The organism is Massilia timonae (assembly GCF_001866515.1).
GTDB lineage: Bacteria > Pseudomonadota > Gammaproteobacteria > Burkholderiales > Burkholderiaceae_D > Telluria > Telluria timonae.
Map to the genome: position 1 here is coordinate 1038549 of NZ_JRYB01000001.1, position 16158 is coordinate 1054706.

General features: G+C 68.4%; 13 protein-coding genes. 4 read left to right on the plus strand and 9 right to left on the minus strand.

Translation table 11 applies throughout. The features are described from left to right. Position 1: 1 nt before the first annotated feature. Entirely contained in the window at positions 2-700 is a 699-nt protein-coding gene (locus LO55_RS04585) for a YjjG family noncanonical pyrimidine nucleotidase (protein WP_071360618.1), read from the minus strand. A 64-nt stretch (positions 701-764) separates the two neighbouring features. Beyond that, the gene (locus tag LO55_RS04590; protein WP_071360619.1) at positions 765-959 is read right to left on the minus strand and encodes a hypothetical protein; all 195 of its coding nucleotides are present in this window, start codon (positions 957-959) and stop codon (positions 765-767) included. Positions 960-1077: 118 nt separating this feature from the next. Between LO55_RS04590 and LO55_RS04595 the strand changes: the two genes are divergently transcribed. Beyond that, a complete protein-coding gene (locus tag LO55_RS04595; protein ID WP_005663121.1) occupies positions 1078-1596 on the plus strand; it encodes a CcdC protein domain-containing protein in 519 nt (172 codons plus the stop codon). Between the two features lie 66 nt (positions 1597-1662). Here LO55_RS04595 and LO55_RS04600 read toward each other — a convergent pair whose 3' ends face one another. The 6 genes from LO55_RS04600 to LO55_RS04625 all read right to left on the minus strand — a co-directional run bounded on the left by LO55_RS04600 (position 1663) and on the right by LO55_RS04625 (position 9501). Beyond that, complete coding sequence (locus tag LO55_RS04600) at positions 1663-4485, minus strand: ATP-binding protein (RefSeq protein ID WP_071360620.1); 2823 nt, start codon at positions 4483-4485, stop codon at positions 1663-1665. An 8-nt stretch (positions 4486-4493) separates the two neighbouring features. After that, positions 4494-5225: a hypothetical protein gene (locus LO55_RS04605; RefSeq protein ID WP_005663123.1), complete on the minus strand. Its 732-nt coding sequence runs from the start codon at positions 5223-5225 to the stop codon at positions 4494-4496. Then, entirely contained in the window at positions 5222-6598 is a 1377-nt protein-coding gene (locus LO55_RS04610) for a hypothetical protein (protein ID WP_071360621.1), read from the minus strand. The genes LO55_RS04605 and LO55_RS04610 overlap by 4 nt, the downstream gene beginning before the upstream one ends. A 187-nt stretch (positions 6599-6785) precedes the next feature. Next, positions 6786-7547 carry a DUF3108 domain-containing protein gene (locus tag LO55_RS04615; RefSeq protein ID WP_071360622.1) on the minus strand — a complete coding sequence of 254 codons (762 nt, stop codon included), beginning with the start codon at positions 7545-7547 and terminating at the stop codon, positions 6786-6788. A gap of 1 nt (position 7548) precedes the next feature. Then, positions 7549-8697, minus strand: coding sequence for a DUF3108 domain-containing protein (locus tag LO55_RS04620; protein ID WP_071360623.1), 1149 nt, complete (start codon positions 8695-8697; stop codon positions 7549-7551). A 63-nt stretch (positions 8698-8760) separates the two neighbouring features. Next, the gene (locus LO55_RS04625; protein WP_071360624.1) at positions 8761-9501 is read right to left on the minus strand and encodes an SDR family NAD(P)-dependent oxidoreductase; all 741 of its coding nucleotides are present in this window, start codon (positions 9499-9501) and stop codon (positions 8761-8763) included. Positions 9502-9647: 146 nt separating this feature from the next. Between LO55_RS04625 and LO55_RS04630 the strand changes: the two genes are divergently transcribed. After that, complete coding sequence (locus LO55_RS04630) at positions 9648-10319, plus strand: TetR/AcrR family transcriptional regulator (RefSeq protein WP_071360625.1); 672 nt, start codon at positions 9648-9650, stop codon at positions 10317-10319. Positions 10320-10332: 13 nt separating this feature from the next. On the opposite strand, the gene LO55_RS04635 is transcribed toward LO55_RS04630, so the two are convergent. Continuing rightward, positions 10333-11862, minus strand: coding sequence for a GMC oxidoreductase (locus tag LO55_RS04635; RefSeq protein WP_071360626.1), 1530 nt, complete (start codon positions 11860-11862; stop codon positions 10333-10335). Between the two features lie 214 nt (positions 11863-12076). Between LO55_RS04635 and LO55_RS04640 the strand changes: the two genes are divergently transcribed. Together LO55_RS04640 and LO55_RS04645 are read left to right on the plus strand one after the other, a co-directional pair. Further along, the gene (locus LO55_RS04640; protein ID WP_071360627.1) at positions 12077-12811 is read left to right on the plus strand and encodes a PhaM family polyhydroxyalkanoate granule multifunctional regulatory protein; all 735 of its coding nucleotides are present in this window, start codon (positions 12077-12079) and stop codon (positions 12809-12811) included. Positions 12812-12911: 100 nt separating this feature from the next. After that, positions 12912-16109, plus strand: a complete 3198-nt coding sequence (locus LO55_RS04645; protein WP_143054451.1) for a patatin-like phospholipase family protein — start codon at positions 12912-12914, stop codon at positions 16107-16109. The last annotated feature ends 49 nt before the right edge of the window (positions 16110-16158 follow it).

The following is a 16158-nucleotide window of genomic DNA, read 5'->3' on the forward strand; positions in this document are numbered from 1 at the left end:
TTCAGGCGGCCAGGCCGCGCAATGAGGCGACGATATCGTGCAGGCTGGCGACCTCGCAGCTCGGGATCGCCTGCGAGTCGTTGGCCAGGCGGCCGGGATTGAACCAGCAGCTCTCGATGCCGAAACGGTTGGCGCCGAGGATGTCGGCGTCCAGGCGGTCGCCGACGATCACGGTTTCGTGCCTGGCGAAGCTGCGCGCCATCTTGCTGGTGAACTCGAAGAAGCGGCTGTCGGGCTTGGCGAAGCCGCAGGCTTCGGAGGTGGCGACGAAGGACAGGTGGGGCTGCAGCCCCGAGCTGGCGATGCGGCGGTGCTGGATCTGGTGGGCGCCGTTGGTGATGATGCCCACTTCGCCGATGCCGGCCAGGGTGTCGCACAGCTGGGCGGCGCCGTCGACCAGCACCACGGTGTCGGCCAGCGATTCCACGTACAGGTCGCTGGCGCGCTGCGGATCGATCTCGATGCCGTTGTCCGCGAAGGTCTTGCGGAAGCGCTCGACCTTGAGGAAATCCTTGGTGACGGCGCCTTGTTCAAACAGGCGCCACAGCGCGAGATTGGTCGCCTGGTATTGCTGGAACAAGGCGCCGACCTGCTCGCGCACGCCCAGTTGATCCATGGTGCGCATGAACGAGCGCTGTTCGGAGGCGCGGAAATCGAGCAGGGTATCGTCGAGGTCGAACAGGAAGAGTCGGTGTTTCATTACGTCGGGAAGAGAGTGCAACTATTGCTTCATGGTAGCACGCTCATCCCGGGCGCGCTCCGACTCAGCTCGGCTTGGGATCGGGCACCGGTTCTTCGTCGTGCGGCAGGTGCACCGGCTGGTGGTGCGGGTGCGGGGTGTCGAAGGGCTCGGGCATCGGTTCCTCGATCGGCGCCGGGTCGGGCGCGCGGTGGGCGTGGATGGGCGCGTAGGGCGGCATCCGGGTGAGGCGATGGACGGCATGAGGGGCGGCGTGCATGATGCGTCTCCTTGCTGGAATGCGGTTCGGGCTACCTTATCATGCGGCCCGGCGGCGCGGCGCGCGCCGGCAGTGGGCTACAATGCGGTTTTTCCCGAACCCAGCCTTCGCGCCGCACATGGAATTTTCGATCACCACCCTGGCCCTGCTCGTCCTGACCCCGCTGCTGGTGTGGCGCATCTACAGCCGCATCAAGACGCAGATGCAGCGCCAGCGCTCGATCGTCTCGCGCCACTACACCGGCGTGCTGGTATTCGGCGCGATGATCCTGGTGCCGCTGGCGCAGCTGTTCGACACGCCCTACAACCTGGCGGCGCTGCTGGTCGGCGCCGGCGGCGGCATCGGCTACGCGGTCTGGGGACTGAAGCTGACCCGGTTCGAGGAAACCCCGCAGGGTTACTTCTTCACGCCGCCCGCGCGCCTGGGACTGGTGATGGCCATGATCCTGGTGGCGCGCCTGCTGTACATCGGCATCGAGGTGTATGCCAACCAGGGCAAGGGCATCCCTACCCCACGCCTGACCGACAGCCCGCTCACCATGCTGTGCGTGGGGATCACGGCCGGTTACTTCGGTTACTACTCGGCGGCGCTGCTGCGCTGGCGGCGCCGGGTGCGCAAGGCGATCGACCAGGTGTGATGATCCAACCAGGACGATGCGCCAAGGACGATGCAACGAGAAAGGGGCCGATGGCCCCTTTCTTGTTTATGCGGCCTTCGCCTCGTCCTTCCTTCGCTGCAGCACGAAGATCGGCTGCGCCCACTGCATGTCCTTCTTCTTCTTGCTCGTGATGAGCGTGAGTTCCGAAGGATCGTAGACGTCGGTGTTGTGCGTCAGCGGCGTCGTCATCAGGTACTGGGCGTCGGTGTTCTTCAGGAACTCGCCGACCAGCTGGATGTTGCGAATATCCAGGTGGGCGAACGGTTCGTCGATGAACACGAAGCCGCCCGAGCCTTCTTCCGATTTCAACAGGCCGATCAGCAAGACCAGCGACTTCATCACCTGCTGGCCGCCCGACGCTTCGCCGTCGTTCATCCCGATCTGGTCCTTGCCGTCGAACTTGAAGCGCACGTGCAGGCCGGCCTGGGCCAGCTGCACGTCGTCGTTCTCCAGCCGCACCGGGTCGGCTTGCACGTCGATGCCGGCCAGCGAACCCAGTTCGCGGATGTTCTTGGTATAGGTCTTGATCGTGTAGCGCAGGCGCTCGATGTAGGCGCCGCGCGCATTGCCGGTGGCCTCGATCGCGCGGTTGTTCTGGTAGCGGCGCTCCTCGGTCTCGCTCTGGCGGCTTTCCAGCTGCTCGTGCAGGCGCGCGTACTGGTCGATGACGGTCGGATCCAGTTCCCAGTCCTCGCGCGCCAGCGAATGCTCGAGCGAACCGAGGCGCAGGTTGACCTGGTGCGCGTTCTGGTGCTTGGCCACCAGGTCACCACGCCAGTTGGGGTTCTTCCAGGTGACCGGCACCGCGCGCCAGCCGCGGCGCAGTTCCAGCAGCGCCTTGGCGTGCTCGCTGCGCTGCTCGATCTGGCGGCGATGGTTCAGGCGCATGCCGGCTTCGGCTTCCGACAGCGCCATGCGCGCGTTCTGCCACACGGTGTCGGCGCGGGTGCGCGCCACCGTGGCGTTCTTGCTCAGGGTCTGCAGCTCGCCCAGGCGCGCGCCGACTTCCAGGCGCTCGGTCTTGAGCGGCGCAATCGCGCGCGCGGCTTCTTCGAACTCTTCCTGGCGCGCCGACAGCTCTTTGGCGGCGTCGACGCCGGCGATGCGCGCCTTCAGGCCGCCCACTTCGGCGGCCAGCTTCGAGATGGCGAGGGTCAGCTCGTCTTCGCGCTTTTCCAGCGCCGGCATCAGTTTCTGGATCGCTTCCAGGCGCTGGGTCTTGCCGGCCGCGCCGAAGCGGTAACGCGAGGCCTCGACGAACAGCGAGCGGCCGCCGCGGCGTTCGCGGTGGTAGGCGTCCGGCGTGATCCATTCGTCCGAACGGCTCTTGAAGCCTTCGTCGACCGAGTCGACGCGCTCGATGCGTTCCAGCTGGTCGATCAGCCAGCCTGGCGCTTTACTGGAGAAGCGCACCACCGACAGCAGGCTGTCGTCCTTCACCACCGGCGCGTTGACGCAGTCGGGCACGATGAAGTGGCGATAGCGTTCCTTCTCGGCCAGGCGGTAGGCCGCCGGCGCATCTTTCGCGTTCTCCAGCAGCACCACCGAGGCATAGCCGCCCAGCACGCCCTCGACCGCGCCCTGCCACTTCGGATCGGTCACTTCGACGATGTCCGACAGCATGGCGTGGGCGATGCCTTCGTCGCGCAGCGCGCGGCGCATCAGGCGCTGCGCTTCCGGCTCCGGCATCGAGGTCTTGCCCTGCAGCGCCGAGATGGTCGCCATCTCGCCCGCGATCTTGCTCGACACGGCTTCGCGCGCGCTCTTCTGGCGCGCCAGCTCGGCTTCTTTCTCTTCGAGCTGCTTCGCCACTTCGGCGATGTCGGCGCCGGCGTCCGCCGCCAGCTTCTGCAGGCGGTCGCGCTGCTCGAGCAGGCTTTCCAGGGGTTTGAGGCGCGTGTTCACCTCGGACAGGCGCTTGGCCAGCTGGCCGGCTTCAAGCTCCAGTTCGGTTTCCTGCTTCTGCGCCTCGGTGAGCGCGCGCTGCTGCGCCGCCAGCTGGCTGCGCTTCTCGGCCAGTTGGCCGTCGGCCTGCACCAGCGGCTTCTTCGCCTCGCGCAGCATGCGGCTGTTGTTGGCGGCCTTTTCGCGCGCCTCGTGGTATTGCAGCGCCGGCAGCACTTCTTCCTGCAGCTCGCGCTTTTCCTTGTTCAGGTCGGACCACTGGTGGTGGTTGGCCACGCGCAGGCGCAAGCCCTCGAGGTTGGTGCGCGAGGTCTCGAGTTCGGTCTCGAAGCGCTTCAGTTCGACCTCGGTGTCGCGCTGGTGGCGCTTGGCTTCGTCGTAGGCGTCCAGCACTTCCTTGTCGCCGAAGACCTGGAACACCAGGTCCAGCAACTGGCGCGGCGCGTACTCGCACAGCTTGTCGGTCTCGCCCTGCTCCAGCGCCAGCACCTTCGACATCGCCGGCGACAGGCCGGCCGAGGCCAGGCGTTTGCGGTAGTTCTCGACGCCCAGCCAGTCGGTGGCTTCGGTCACTTCCTCGATCTCGACGTTCCCCGGGCGCATCAGGTACTGGCGCTTCCAGTCGCCGCCGTTCTTCTGCACTTGGCAGAACAAGGTCACCTCGTCGTCCGAGAAGAAGCCCGAATGGCGGAACGGCCGGTTCGACAGCTGGCGCCCGATCGGCTTGTTGTCGACCACGGCGCGCAGCCAGGCGCTTTGCTGGCCCGAGTGGCGCGCATAGTGCTTATAGGTGCGCCCCATCGAGCAATCGAGGCCGAACAGGGTGCGCATCGCGTCGAGCAGCGTGGTCTTGCCCGAGCCGTTCTGGCCGGCGATCGTGATGATCTTGGCGTCCAGCGGGATGTTCTTGATCCGCTGCCAGTAATCCCAGTGGACCAGTTCAAGTGATTTAATATGGAACATCGGCTATCTCAGTTCGGGGTATCGGTTGCGTCGTCAGTGGCATCCGGCTGCTCGACCGCCACCGCATCGTTGGCGGCTTCGGCGTCGACGGCCACCTTGCGCGGAGCGGCGGCCAGCGGCGCGCGCTTGAAGACTTCGGACAGCGCGCCGTTGATGATGCGCTCCTTGAGCACGTCGGTGTCCATCATCAGGTCCAGCAGCGGGCCTTCCAGGATCACGTCGCCGCGCCGTTCGATGAAGCCCAGCTTGGACAGCACGCCCAGGTTCATGTCCATGCGGGTCTTCTTGCCGAGTTTGTCGCCGAAGTCCGACAGCAGCGCGGTGTACGAGATGCCGATCGACGCGTCTTCGGCGCGCGGGATCGGCGTCTCCTTCTCGAACATGTCGTTCTGGTCGTCGTCCACCGTGGTGTGGGTTTCCTGGCGCTCGCGCTTGGGCAGGATGATCTGGGCCCACAGCACCACCAGCAGGGCCACGCCGTCGCGGGTCAGGCCGAAGTTGTTGTTCTGCCAGATGTCCTTGGCGCCGAAGATCTTCGGCTCGACGTTGCGGTGCAGGGCCACGGTCACGTGGTCGGCATACACGTTATCGAGCAGTTTGAGGCCCGATTCGAGCAGGCGCTTGTCGACTTCGGCGCGGAACTGGTCGTCCGACAGCGCGCGCTTGACCATCTTGTCGTCGCGGCGCAGGGTCTGGTGCGTCAGCAGGCGCGCGATCAGGATTTGTGCATCGTCATTCATGTGGGCGTGCCGTCCGAAGGTAGATCTAGATTGAGGGAGAGGGTCGCGAGCGACATGGCCGCCACTTCGGGGTCGTCGAGTTCGATCATCTGGTCCTGGGCCTCGAAGGCGAGCGGCAGGCGCGCCAGGTCGGCGGTCGCGCCCTGCAGGCTGGCCTCGGCCGCGTCGCCCAGCAGCGGCAGCAGCGAGGCGCGGTAGGACGCCAGGGCGAAGCTGGCCGGCAGCAGCGATTCATGCAGCTGCACCCGACGGGGGCCGACTTCCGAAAACTCGGGGAAGTTACCCAGGTTGGCGAAGTCGGCCAGCTTGTTGATCCAGTCGTTCAGCTCGACCATCATGGCCGGGTTGTCGTTGATCGTCAGCGGCGCATCCTGGCCGCTCGGCAGGCCTTTCGGGCCGGTCGAGATCACGCGCTCGGCCAGGAGCTCGGTCTCGGCCACGTCGATCATCTCGGCCGGGGTGGCGAACAGCGGCGTCACCGGGCGGTCGATCGCATCCGAGGCCAGGCTCGCCAGGTCTTCATGGGCCAGCAGCCAGCGCTTGACGTCGGTGGTCGACAGGCCGGACTGGCCCAGGTGCACGCGCTGGCGCTCGATCTGGTTCAGCGCCCGCGAGAACATGCCCTGCATATTGAGCAGCGCGCTCTGGGCCCGGCCGATGGCCTGGGCCGCGCGATGGGTGGCGGAATCGGCGCGTTCGTCCGAGGTGATGGCGCGCAGGATGACCGAGCCCTTCTCCACCCAGTCGCAGGCCATATGCCACTTGGCCTGCGAGGTGCGCAGGCGGAACTCGGAGCCGGAGGCGATCGCGTCGCGGAATTCCTCGGTCAGCTCGATCAGGCGGCCCAGCAGGTGCTTCAGCTGGTCGACGGTCACGCCGCCGACCGCCTGGGCGCCGGCCACCTGCGACAGCAGGAAGCCCATCTCGGCGTCGTCGTCTTCCGGCTTGCCCAGCGCCAGCAGGGTCTCGAGCGCGGACAGGACATTGCGCGCCAGCGGCGTGATGCGGTAGACGGCAGCCGGGGCGTCCCAGGCCAGCAGGCCGTGGCCGCGCAGGCGGTTGAGCACCGTCTCCAGGCTCTCGGGGATCAGGTAGGCCAGCTTCTGGTTGATGTCGGCGCGCGAGAACGCCGAAGTGGCGGTGTCGCCGGCCAGTTCGCGCAAGACGAGCAGGCGCACCAGCACGCCGTCCTGGGTGCCGTGGAACAGGGCCGTGAAGGCCGACAGCATCGGCTGGGCACGCTTGAGGTGGAAGACTTGCTCGATTTCGTCGGGAGCGACGCCTTCCTGGAAGTGTGCTTGCAGCGGATCAAGTTCCGGCGCTAAAGCCGGGGAGTCGGCAGCGAGGGCCGCGCCGGCAAGGGGATCGATCATCGTTGTTACCAGTCTCTCGTGCGCGGTCGAGACGGGCCTGCGCTGCCAATATTGACAATATTGTCATGCACGTACTTACAGGCCCGACCGGCTTCGCGGGGGCGTCAGTATAACAGGCTGGACTGGGCGATTGACGATTGCCGGCCCCGACCGGGGGCCGACAATTGCGGGAAAGACACAGTGTGTCTTATGGCTTGGCAATGCTTTTGAGCGTCTGCTCGATGGTTTCCTTGTCGCCTCCCGTGAAACGGATCTTGACCGGATACCATTCGTGCGCGGGCGCCAGCCACACCTCGATGCTCTGGTCGCGGCTGCCCGGCAGCGCCTCGCGGCTGACCAGCACGGCGTCGACCTGGCCCAGCCCGGTCTTCACCTTCTCGCGCTTGACCACCTTGAAGGTCCAGGCTTCGGCGCTGCTGCGGCCGGCCACGAAGAACGGCCATTCCGAGCCCGGCTTGAACTTGTCGCCGGCGGCGCGCGCGACGGCCGCCAGCTGCCAGGTGATCGATACGCGGTCCTGCTCGCCGCCCTTGAGCGGATAGGTCTTGTCGCCTTCGGAGAAACTCATGACTTTTTCGCCACGGTCGAAGGTGATCGAGGTCGGGTCCTTGCGCAGGCGCTTTTCGGAAAATTCCACCGGCGCCAGGCCGAATTCGTCGATGGCGCCCTGGCTGCGGTTGTCGAGCAGGGTGCCGAGGATCGCCACGCGCGATTCGACCCGCAGGTCGTATTTGCCGTCGCCGGCGCGCCAGGCGACGGTGGCGTCGCCCTTGAGCGACAGGCCGCGCTGGCGCGCGCTCAGGTCATAGTGCAGGTCGGCCGAGGGCGGCAATTCGAAGGCGCGCTTGACGGCAGGATGCGCTGGGTTGGCGGTCTGGGCGCCTGCACTGCCCAGGGCGAGCGCCAGCGTGCACGCCACGCCGACTTTTCGAATGTTGTCTAGAAGCATATCAAAATCCTGAATGGTTCAAGACGATATTATTCACTGTTTGCGTGGTTACTGCTCCATTGGCTTCCGTATTGCGAATCCGCACCGGATACCAGCCGTGTTGCGGGGCCAGCCAGATGTCGAGTGTCGACTTGTAGGAGCCGGGCTGCGGCGGGCGCGTCAGGCGCCAGGTTTGCAGCTTGCCGAGCCTGGTATCGATCTCTTCCTGCCCCACCACCCTGAACCGGTAAACGCTGGCGTCGCGGTCTTCGCCGACAAGGATGTCGATATCGCCGTTTAATTGTTTGGCGCCGCCGCGCGCGATCGCCGACAGCTGCAACGGGATGCTGGCCTTGTCCTGGGCGCCGGGCGCCAGCGGATAGACCGCCTGCGACGCCGAGAAGGTCAGTTTGTTTTCGCCCCAGTCGAAATGGGTGGCCGTGAGCGAGCGGCCGCGCCGCTTTTCCGTCATCCTGATCGGCGCGAAGCCGGTGGCGGCCACCGCGCCCTCGCTGTGCAAGACCACCAGGTTGACCCGCGTAAATACCATCCGGATGCCGGCCTCGACCTGGATCTTGTAGGTGTCGTCGTTCAGTTGCCAGGCCAGCATGGCCTCGCCCGACCATTCGGCGCCGTCCTTGTCGGTACGCGCGACGTCCAGCGTGATCGTGGCCGGAGGCGGCATGTCGATCGTGTAGCGGCGCACCTCCGGCGCCGCCGGGGCGGTCGGCGCGGCCGCTGGCGCCGGCGTTTCCGGAGCGGGAGGCGCGGGCGCGGCCGTTTTCGCCGGCGCCGGCGCTGCAGGCGCCGCCACCGGCTCGACGCCGGCGCCTCCGGGCACGCCATCGGCCGCGGCGGCGTGATTGTCCGGGCTGATGTCGCCAGCCTGCGCGGGCAGCCCGAGTTCGACCGGCAGAGGGGGAATCACGGGCAGGGGCGGCGGTCCTGAATCGGGCACCGGCAGCGGCGCGGGCGGCGGCGGAGGCAGCGGCGCGGCGGCCGGCAGGACTTGCGCCATCAGGGTTGCCGGTCCGCCCTCCCCCCCGGCCTGGCGCGGGAGCGACAGGTTCACGTCGAGCAGCACGCTCAACACGATCCAGTGCAGCAATACCACCAGCGCGACCGGCAGCAGCCGGCGGCGACGCGGAAGAAGGAGTGGTGCGGATGGCATACCGCTAGTGTAGCGCGGGCACGGCCGGCGCTGCACGGCGCCACCGTACCGGCCAGGGGAGCGTCAGGTAATCGCGCCGCCGTCGACGGTGAGGACGGCGCCGGTGATCTGGCGCGCCGCCGGGCTGGCCAGGAAGGCGACCGCCGTCGCCACGTCGCGCGGCGCGCCGAAGCGTCCCAGCGGGATCAGCGACTTCTGGAATTCGGCGAAGTCGCCGTTGGCCGGGTTCATGTCCGTGTCGGTCGAGCCCGGCTGCACCAGGTTGACCGTGATGTCGCGTGGCCCCAGTTCGCGCGCCAGGCCGCTGGTGAAGGTCTTGAGCGCGGCCTTGGTCAGGAAATACACGGTGGCCCCTTCGCCCACGATGCGGTCGGCGCCGGCCGAGCCGATGGTGACGATGCGGCCGCCCTGGCCCAGGTGCGGGATGGCGGCCTGCGCCGCCAGGATCGGACCGCGCACGTTCACGTCCAGCAAGGCGTCGATATCCTCCACGGCGATGTCGGCGATCGGCGCATAGCGGGCGATGGCGGCGTTGTTGACCAGGATGTCCAGGCCGCCCAGCACCCGCGCCGCCTCGTCGACCGCGCGCCGGATCGCCGCCGGGTCGGCGCTGTCGGCCTGGATCGCGATCGCCTTGCGGCCGTGGCCTTCGATGGTGCGCACGACTTCCTGGGCCCGCTCGGCCGAACGCTCGTAGGTGATCGCCACGTCGGCGCCCTGCTGCGCCAGTTCGATGGCGATTGCGGCGCCGATGCCGCGCGATGCGCCGGTCACGATGGCGCGCTTCCCTTGCAAGTTATTCATGACACTCCCTTTCTGTGTTGATCGATACAGAAATAGTAGAGGCCCGGCCGGCGCGCTGTCAATTGATTTTTGTGGTGATCGACACATATATGAGGAAACGGCGTGCGGCGTTGTCCCGACCCGCGGCCGGACATATACTGTGCGCGATGCAAACGCCCGACCATCCCCTCCACGACGAAGCGGCCGCAGCGGCCGGGAATGCGCGCCCGCCGACGCGCGCCCGCGGCCGGCCGCGCGCCTTCGACCGCGAGGCCGCTTTGTCGAAGGCCATGCGACTGTTCTGGCAAAAGGGCTACGAGGCCACGTCGCTCGCCGACCTCACCACCGCGATGGGCATCGCTTCGCCCAGCCTGTACGCGGCCTTCGGCTCCAAGGAGGCGTTGTTCGTCGAGGCCCTGAACCATTACGGCGCCACCTATGCCTGGGGCTGGAAGAACTTCCTCGAGGCCGCGACCGCGCGCGACGCGGTCCAGGCATGGCTGATGGATTCCGCCGCCTTCCTGACCGGCGACATCGAAGACGTCCCGCTCGGCTGCATGGCGACCCTGTCGGTGATCGGCGCCGCGGGCCACCAGGAACTGTGCGAGCAGACGCGCGCCGCGCGCGCCGCGCCGCGCACGGTCGTCAGGACCCGCCTCGAACAGGGCTCCGCGAACGGCGAGATCCCGGCCTCGGTCGACCTGGACGCGCTCGCCCGCTTCGTGCAGGTCGTCCAGAACGGGATGTCGCTCCACGCGCGCGACGGCGCCAGCCGCGCCGAACTGGAGGCGGTGGCGCGGATGGCCATGCGCGGCTGGGACGCCTTGATCGCAGGCTAGCGGCGGCGCGCCATCAGCGCAATGCGGCCAAATGGTTGCCGAGCCGCTGACCGAGCGCGCAAATCGTCAGCGACGGATTGACGCTGCCGGCGGTCGGAAACACCGAGCCGTCGCTCACCCACACATTCTCGAAACCGAATACTTTCAGGTCGGGGTCGACGACGCCGTGTTGCGGCGTCGTCGCCATGCGCGCCGTGCCGAGGTGGTGGGCGGCGGAGGCGCAGGTATCGCGCCAGCCCGTCATCGGGTCGGCCCGGCAGCCGCTCACGTCGCCGTGCCGGCGAAAGCCGGCCATCAGCAGCTCGTGGTACTGCGTGAACATCTCGATGTCCTGCTTGCTGAGATGCCAGTGCACGCGCGCGATCGGCATGCCGTAGCGGTCACGCTCGTGCTCGGACAGGCTGACCTGGCTGTGCGGGTTGGGCAGCTGCTCGGTCATGAAGAACAGGTCGCCATGGTGCGAGCGCAGGCCCAGCGGCAGCTTCTGGTGCGCGATGCGCCACAGGATGTAGGGGTGGCGCACCAGCGACGCCACGTGCGACAGGCCGATGTCGCGCGGCCCGCGCACGCCGAGGAAGGACATCACCGCCCTGTTCGGCACCGGGCGCCGGTTGATGCCCTTGCGGATGAACACCGCGTGGTTGGGCAGGCGGTGGGTCTGCTGGAATTCGTGCTTGAGCATGAGCCCCGGGAAGACCCGGATGTCTTCCTTGCCCCTCCCGGCGCGCGCCTTCGGCTTGCCGCCGAGCGGCTGGCGGAACGTGACTTGCGACAGGTAGCCGGCCGGATGGTCGATCAGGTTGCGCCCGAGCCACCAGGACGGCGGCTGCGCCATGCCATGCTGGCCGAGTGAGTTGAGCAAGAGGCGCGGCGTCTCGAGCGCGCCGGCCGCGATCACGAAGCGGTTGGCCCGGACCTCGATCCGGTGCGCGCCGCTGCCCACGACCAGGACATGCGTGCGTCCATGCCTTTGCCGCAGTTGCAGCGCGGTGCCGTTGTACACGCAGCGCGCCATGCCGTTGCGGCACCATTCGCGCAGGATCGGCTTGCCCCTGAACGGCGGCGAGCGGTAACGGTAAGCCTTGGAAGCCAGCATATTGCCCATCCCGAGCGCCATGCCGCCGTGGTGGCCCGCAGTGTCCTGCGGCATGTCCTGGCCGCCGCACAGGAAGTCCAGCGCCAGCGCATACCAGGGATCGAGATCGCCGCGCGTGATGGCCCAGCCGCTGTGGGCAATCCAGGGGCGCTCGAGAAAATCCTCGTCGTCGAGCGGCGCGCACACGCCATGCCAGAACGCGGTGCCGCCGCCCACTTCGAGCCCGCGACTGGTCGAAATGCCGAACGGACGGCCGACGCTTTCGATGCGCACCGCGGGCGGATCGCGGCGCGACGCGGTCATTGGCCCGGTTTCGACGAACAGCACGTCGCGTCCGGCGCGCACCAGGGGCTGGGCCGCGGAAATCGCCCCCATGCCGGTGCCGACGATGCAGACGTCGGTCTGCAGTGTCGTGTCTGGTGCTAACTGCCTGCCATCGATGAGCATCCGATTCACCACCAAGGTTGATTGCCATAATGCAATTTGTGCAGCGCAACTTTTCCATCGTAACGTAAGGACGGACTTTGCTCAATAGACAATATTCCTATTAGTTAATCCAGCTTTGGTTCCAGCGCAAACTCGGCGTCTTCGGCCCGATGCGCTGCATGGCCTATGGGGGCGTAATCTGCTACGCTTGCCGCACAAACAACGGAGACCGCTCATGCTGAATCAGCCCATGCCTGGAATGACCGACACGCTCGAATTCGTCAAGAACCTGTGGGGCGGCATGAACATCCCCGGCGCCATGCCCGGCATGGGCGGCATGCCGATGCCGGGCGCCGGCCTGTCGGTCGACGACCTGGACAAGAAGATCGCCGACCTGAAGGCGGTCGAGTCCTGGCTCAACCTCAACCTGGGCATGCTGCGCGGCTCGATCCAGGCGCTCGAAATCCAGCGCGGCACCCTGGCCACGCTCAAGGCGATGGGCGACAGCATGGCCCAGGCCATGAGCCAGACCGGCGCCGCCAGCGACGCCGCCATGGCGCCGTTCGCGCAATTCTTCACCCAGGCCGCGCAGGCCGCCGCCAGGCCCGCGGACAGCGCCACCCCGCCGCCTCCAGCGCCGCCGTCCGCGCCGGCGTCCGAGACTGCGCAGCCGCCCCAGGGCGCCGAGGCCGCGCATGCCGCCATGCCGGCGGCCGTCGCCTGGTGGAACCTGCTGCAAGACCAGTTCCGGCAAGCCGTGGCCAGCGCGATGCCGCCGGACAGCGCCAGTCCGGACAAGGCCGGCGGCGCACCGTCCGATGGCGGCGCCGACAGCCCGGCGGCTGGCGCCGCGACCGGTGGCGCTGGCGCCGGCAAGGCGTCCGCAGGCCAATCCGCCAACGCCCAGAATGGCAACGGCAATCCGGCCCCCGCCCGGCGCGGCGCGCGCGGCAAGAGCGACAAGGCCTGACCCCGCTGCATTGATCCAAACGGTGGCGCTCGCCTGCAAACCGTGCTGAACTGACCCGGCGGCCCGGCCCGGCCGCTTTCCCGTCCAGCCGGAGCGAGCCATGTTGCCGAGCGACCTGACCCACCTGACGCCCTCGCAGGTCGACGACCTGCGGCGCAAGCTCGCCGCCGCCGGCTGCGATCCGCCGCCTGGGGCGCGCACCGTCGCCGAACTGCAGGATGCCTTCGCCCAGCTGCGCAAGCGCCATGGCCTGGCGCCGTCGGACAAGATCGACGGCGACCTGCTGCGCTGCCTCGACGCCGCCGCCGGCCACCTGTTCGGCGAGGTGCTGCGCGACGAACTCGACATGCTGCGCCCCGAGGCGGGCGACATGCGCGAGGAAGCGCTGGACGCCGCCCTGCCGCCCGACCGCGAGCGCCTCTTGCGGCGCGCCCATGGCGGCATGCTGACCGGCCTGGCCCTGTCCGGCGGCGGCGTGCGCAGCGCCACCTTCAGCCTGGGCGCCCTGCAGGCGCTGGCGCGCTGCGGCCTGCTGCGCCACATCGACTACCTGTCCACCGTGTCCGGCGGCGGCTTCGTCGGCGGCTGGCTGTCCAGATGCCTGCACGCCAACGGCGGCGACATCGGCAAGGTGGAAGCCATGCTGGCGCCGCAGGCCGGCAGCGTCGAGGCGCCCGAGCTGCGTTTCCTGCGCCAGTACAGCAACTACCTGTCGCCGCAGGGCGGCATGTTCAGCGCCGACACCTGGACCCTGGTCGGCACCTATGTGCGCAACACGGGCCTGAACCTGGCCATGCTGGTGGCCTGGATGTGCGCCCTGCTGCTGCTGCCGCGCTTTACCGTCTGGGCCGTGCACCGCGTGGTCGCGCCTGGCGGAGCCTGGACGCACCTGGCCGACATCGCCTGGATTCTCGGCGTGCTGCTGTTCCTGTTCGCCGTGTTCTGCATCGCGCTGTCGATTTCGAGCAAGCCGGAAAGCTCGCGCGGGATGCGCCGCTTTCCGCTGTCGCAAGGCGCGGTCCTGTGGTGCATCAACCTCCCCTTGCTGCTGGCGGGATTCCTCGGCAGCCTGGGACTGTGGCGCCACGGCGGCGCGGCGCCGTCGACCTTCCTGCCAGCCCAGCTCGAGGGCCGCTGGCACTGGCTGCTGGCGCCGGGCCTGGTCTATTTCATCGTCTGGGCCTGCGGCTGGTACCTGGCCCACGACCGCTCCAGCCCCTACCGCCGCACCGGCTATACCGTGTGCGCCGCAGGGGCGGCGGCCGTGCTGCTGGTGCTGCTGGAAGCCGGCCGCGCCTTCGCGCCCGGGATCCTGGCGCTGCTGCGGGCCGATGCCGCCCGCCTGTCGCTGCTGCTGTGCTGGACGGTCGGCCTGCTGCTGGCGCTGGCCGGCTGGCTGGCCATCTATACGCGGCTGCACGCCGACCCGCCGCTGCGCGACCTGACCCGCGCCGAACTGGGCGAAGGCCTGTCGCACTTCCTGTGCGCGATGGGCGCGCTCACCCTCGGCACCCTGCTGCTGCTGGGCGGGATGGCGGTGCTGCCCGATCCCGCCGGCCAGCGCGTGCTGAACGACGCGATCGCCCTCGCCACCTTCGGCATGCCGCTGATGATGGCGCTGTTCGCCGCCACCATGACCCTGATGATCGGCCTGGTCGGCCGCCTGTACAGCGACGCCAGCCGCGAATGGTGGAGCCGCCAGGGCGCCTGGACCGCGATCTTCGCCCTCCTCTGGTTGACCGTGTACGCCACCTGCTTTTACATTCCTCCCCTGCTGCAATGGGCCTGGCTGACCTACGAGCCCTGGTCGAATTTGGGCACCCTGCTCGGCTGGCTGGCGATGACCGCCTTCGGGCTCAAGGCCGGCAGCAGCATGTCGACCGGCGCGCGCGGCGCCCCGGACCCGAAGCTCGAACTGGTGGCGCGGCTGGCGCCCTATGTGTTCACGGTCGGGATCTTCGCCCTCTTGAGCAGCTTGGTGCAGGCCACGGTGGCGCTGCCGCATATCGCCTGCCCGAAGGCCGAGCTGACCTGCGTGCTGCGCGCCCATGCCGACGCCACCCTGGCAACGGGCGGCGCGACCCTGCTGCTGGCCTTCGGCGCCTTCCTGGGCGCCGCCCTGCTGCTCGGCTGGCGGGTCGACATCAACAAGTTTTCTCTCTACATGCTGTACCGCAACCGCGTGGTGCGGGCCTGGTTCGGCGCCGGCAACCGCGCGCGCCAGCCGCACCCGTTCACCGGCTTCGATCCCAACGACGACATGCTGCTGGCCGAGCTGCGCTACGGGCGGCCCTACCCGATCGTGAACACCGCGCTGAACCTGGTCAGCGGCGCCGAGCTGGCCTGGCAGACGCGGCGCACCGCCTCGTTCGCCTTCACGCCGCGCTGGTGCGGTTACGAGCAATCCAGTGCGGCGCCCGGCGGTGCGGGCGCGCCGGCGGGCTGCTACCGGCCGACCGACCAGTATGCCTCGCGCTCCGGCGTCGGGCTGGACGACGACGCTGGCGTGCGGCTCGGGATGGCGGTGGCCCTGTCCGGCGCCGCGGCCAGCCCGAACATGGGCGCCCATTCGTCGCCGCCGCTGAACTTCCTGATGACGATGTTCAACGTGCGCCTGGGGCGCTGGTGCCCGAATCCGGCGCGCCGCGCCTGGACCAGCGCTTCGCCGCCGATCGGCCTGTTCAGCCTCTTGTCCGAGCTGTTCGGCCAGCTCGACTCCGACGCCGCCTACGTCCACCTGACCGACGGCGGCCACTTCGACAACCTCGGCATCTACGAGCTGGTGCGGCGCCGCTGCCGGCTGGTGATCGCGGTCGACGTCGGCAGCGACCGCTACCTGGCGTTCGAAGACCTGGGCAACGCGATCCGGCGCTGCGCCACCGACCTGCACGTGCGCATCGACCTCGACGTCTCGCGCCTGGGCGCGCTCGGCGACCAGGGCATGTGCGGCGCCAGCTGTGCGGCCGGCACCATCCGCTACAGCCTGGCCGACCGCGGCGCCGCCGACGGCGTGCTCCTGTACGTCAAGCCGGCCATCGTCGGCAACGAGAATGCCGACCTGCTCAACTACCGCAAGCTCCATCCCGACTATCCGCACGAGAGCATCGCCGACCAGTGGTTCGACGAAGCCCAGTTCGAGAGCTACCGCGCGCTGGGCGACCACATCGTCGACTGCGCGCTGCGCGAGGCGGCGCGCGCCACCGTGGGCGCGCACGGCGAGCAGGATATCGAGGCGCTGTGCGCGCAACTGCTGCAGCGGCATGGGCCGGGGGCAGCGCCGCGGCCGCAGGCGTCGTGATAGGCTGCGTCCACCAGCGATGCCAAGGACCATGATGAATCGAGCTTCC